Source organism: Nakamurella sp. (genome assembly GCF_048594475.1).
Lineage (GTDB): Bacteria > Actinomycetota > Actinomycetes > Mycobacteriales > Nakamurellaceae > Nakamurella.
This window is the reverse complement of sequence record NZ_JBMDXT010000051.1, coordinates 1-3432: the sequence shown is the minus strand read 5'-3', so window position 1 is coordinate 3432 and position 3432 is coordinate 1. Positions and strand designations below refer to the sequence as shown.

General features: G+C 74.6%; 1 protein-coding gene. It reads left to right on the top strand.

The features are described 5' to 3' along the window. Positions 1 to 951: 951 nt before the first annotated feature. A partial coding sequence (locus ACOJUF_RS02645) for an ATP-binding protein (RefSeq protein ID WP_420120315.1) occupies positions 952 to 3432 on the top strand: 2481 nt, incomplete at its 3' end.

Below are 3432 nucleotides of genomic sequence, written 5' to 3'. Positions count from 1 at the left end.
GAGGAGGTTCGGTACTTCGAGCGGTTCGCGGAGCTTGGCGAAGGAAACCCGGTTGAGGCTGCCTGCGGTGGACCTGGACGTGCTGGTGACTGCCAAGATTCGTCCTTTCGAGGACAGACACTGCCTGGACATCTGTACTGCGTGGTGCTGGGGCGGTGCTGGTGTTCAGTGCTGGTGTTCGTGCTGGTGGTCGTGCTGGGCCGGTGCTGGTTCGGTCCCGGGCCGTTCGCCGAGCGGCCGGAACCAAGGGGTGGAGCGGATCGAGAGCTGGGGGTCGTGGACGGTCGGTGCGTCGCTGGCCTCTCGGTATCGGCCCAGGTCAGAGGGGGTACGACCGGTCTGGACAACACACCGGCGGCACCCCGGACGAATCCGGGCAGCACAAAGAGGGCAGCGCAAACAAGTAGCTTACCACCGGAGGGCACGCCTGTCCAGACGTCTCCTCCGGAGTCGACCCCACACCGACGAGGAACGCCCGGGACGGGCGCCGAACCTACGAGCCGGTGGACGGTGAAGTCCGAAGGACGCGACCCGCTATATGGCCGACGTCGGTTACTAGCGTGGCCCGCGGAGCGACATCCGTCAAGCATCCCGACGGATTCGGCCGTCCGCGCCCTCGGCCCGCCGGAGCCACCGAGAGCGGTGCGCGCGGCGGGCCGGCGGCGATGATCACGCGCTCGGGGACGACGGGGCCCGACCCGGTCACCCACGGTCCCCGACGACGGGCGGACGGCGTCGCTGATTGTGCTCCGGACCGGCATCCTGCCCCGATCAGGTGACCGTCAGTCCCCATCCGCGGGACGCTCCGGCCACCCGGTCGCCCGGATGGCCGCCTCATTGGGCTGTCGATGCTCACTCATTTGTTGTGTTGTCGACATTCGCCTCGTAATCTGCGACCGGTCGGGGCAAGAGTGACTTCGATCTCGAATTCATCAGGACGGCGACCCACCGATGAGCCTCGACGCGTGCCCGATTCCGGACACCTCCGCACCCCCGTCCGCACCCCCGTCCGCACCCCCGGCCGGGTCGCCCGCGCTCCCGCCGAGCCCGGGCCGGCCACCGGCCACCGGCCCGTTCCCGCCCGCCTCCGGGCGCGCCGAACCCGCTCGCGCCGACGACGCCGCGCCGATCGGGCGGGAGTCCGAGATCGGCCGACTGACGGCGATGGTGGCGGCTCCCGGCCTGGTGACGGTGACCGGCGAGGGCGGCGTGGGCAAGACCCGGCTGGTGCTCGAGGTGGCCCGGCGCGAGTCCCGGCCGGTGCACTTCGTCCCGCTGGCCGATCTCGACCGGACGGGCGCCACGCTGGCCATCCGGCGGGAGTGCGGACCGCTGCTGGTCAGCCGCTTCGACGCGGCCACCGGGGCGCTGCGCGACGCCGTCCCGGCCACCCCGGACGCCGGACCCCGGCTGCTCGTCCTGGACTCGGTGGAGCAGGTCGGCCAGATCAGCGATCTGATCGCCGAGATCCGCGGCACGGTGGAGCACCTGACGATCCTGGTGACCAGCCGCAGCCGGCTCGGCCTGCGCCACGAGCGGGTGCTGCACCTGAGCGGGCTGCCGACCACCGCGGACGGGCCGGCCGTCGAGCTGTTCCTGGCCCGGTCGATCGCCGTCGGCGCCGATCCACAGGGCCTGCAGACGCAGCTGCCGGCGATCGCGAGCCTGTGCCGGGCCCTGGACGGCGTCCCGCTGGCGATCGAGCTCGCCGCCGCCCGGACCCGGATGATGTCGCCCACCGCCCTGCTCGCGCAGATGCACTCGTCGAACCACCGGCGGCTGCTCACCCTGCTGGCCAAGGGGCCGGCCGACCTGCCCACCCGCCAGCTCTCGATGCGGGCCACCCTGTCCTGGAGCCATCAGCTGCTCGCCCCGGCCCATCAGGTGCTGTTCCGCCGGCTGGGCGTGCTGCCCGGCTCGTTCAGCCTGGACGCCGCCGAGGCGATCGCCGCCGACGGCGGCCCGGTCCCGGCCGGAGTCCCGGACGCCGGCGGCCCTGCCGACCCGGGCGAGGAGAGCGAGATGGTGCTCGACGGCATCGCCGAGATGGTCGAGCTGCACCTGCTGGAGCCGGTGACCTCGCCGGCCGATCCCACCCCCGTCCGGTTTGCCATGTCCGACGTGGCCCGCGCCTTCGCCGCCGAGCTGCTGGGGGCCGCCGGCGAGGGCCCGTGGGTCCAGGCCCGGCTCACCCGGTGGTGCCTGGAGCTGCTCGGCCGGGCCGAGCACGGCATCCCCTCGGTCGAGGAGGAGCCGTGGCTGGACCGGGTCGAGGTCGAGCTGCCGGCGATCCGGCAGTCGCTGGTCGCCTGCGCCGCCGACGGCGACGCCACCCGCGGACTGGCCCTGTGCCTGGGTCTCGGGGAGTACTGGGTCCGGCGCGGGTCACCGACCGAGGGCATCGGCTGGCTGCGGACGTTCCTCGACGCGGTCGCCGACGGCGAGCCCGACGGGCCGTCGGGAAGCCGGGATCCGCTCCCCGACCCCGCGTCCGAGCGCACCCGCCGGCTGGCGCTCGGCTGGTGGGCCCGGCTGGCGGTGGCGACCGGCGACCCGGGGCGCCTACCGGCCATCCGGGCGGCCCGGCCCGCGGCCATCGACCGGCACCGGCCCACGACCTGGTTGAGCTGGACCGATCACCTGGTCCTCGGCCTGCTGCTGGCCGGCGAGTACGAGGAGTGCGGGCTGCTGATCGCCGACGCGCTCGGCGCCGCCCAGGAGCACGGCGACTCCTACTGGACCTGCATGTTCCTGATGCGCCGGGCCCTGCTCCGGTGGCTGGTCGTGCGCTGCACCGAGGACCGGCTGGCGCTGCAGTGGTCGCGGATGGCCCAGGTCGCCGCGGCCGACCGCGGGCTCGTCCGGCTCGCCGCCCGGGCCGCGAACCTGACCGCGCTGAGCCTGCTGGCGGCCCGCGACTGGACCGGCGCCGACCGGCTGCTCACGGCGAACCTGGAGGGGCTGCGCGCGACCGGGGACGCCTCCGGCCTGGCCCTGGCCCGCAACCTGCTCGGCCTGGCCATGATCGAGCTCGACCGGCCGGTGGCGGCGGCCGGCCATCTGATCGAGGCGATCACGCAGGCCCGCCGGTGCGACGACCGGGTGGCCGAGGTGGCGGCCGCGTGGGCCGTGTCGTTCCTGGCCTGCCGGGTCGGCCGGCACGCCGACGCGGCGCTGGCGATCGACGCCGTCGCGGGCAACAGCCGGCTGCTGGAGCGGGCGGTCCCGGCGCCGATCGTCGCCGACTTCCACCGGGCCCGGGCGATCATCCTGCCGGCGGACGCGAGCGCGGTCGGCGGGACCACGATCCAGGGCTGGGGCTGGCTGTCCGGGTGGGCCCTGGGCATCGCGACGGACATCGCCACCAGCACGGCGCCGCCCGTCGCGGCCGCGGCGCCGTTCATGGTCGACCTCCCCGGCGCGGTCGGGGCC